Source organism: Citrobacter sp. Cpo148 (assembly GCF_030332375.1).
Taxonomy (GTDB): Bacteria; Pseudomonadota; Gammaproteobacteria; order Enterobacterales; family Enterobacteriaceae; genus Citrobacter; species Citrobacter portucalensis.
Genome location: NZ_JAOWHY010000006.1, coordinates 1 through 258, shown reverse-complemented (window position 1 = coordinate 258; position 258 = coordinate 1). Strand labels below are relative to the sequence as shown.

Sequence of the window (258 nt, the reverse complement as noted above, 5' to 3'; positions counted from 1 at the left end):
GCTTGTAGCTCAGGTGGTTAGAGCGCACCCCTGATAAGGGTGAGGTCGGTGGTTCAAGTCCACTCAGGCCTACCAAATTCTTTCTGATACCGCGTTGTGAAACGACTCGCATACATCAGTATGCTTCACCGTTCCACGCCTTGTCTCAGCAAGAATTAAGGTGAATGAGATAACTACGATGGGGCTATAGCTCAGCTGGGAGAGCGCCTGCCTTGCACGCAGGAGGTCTGCGGTTCGATCCCGCATAGCTCCACCATC

The 258-nt window shown here is 53.5% G+C and carries 1 tRNA gene; it reads left to right on the top strand.

The features are described 5' to 3' along the window. Positions 1-180 precede the first annotated feature (180 nt). Positions 181-256 (top strand) — tRNA-Ala (locus tag OGY10_RS00015). Positions 257-258: the final 2 nt, after the last annotated feature.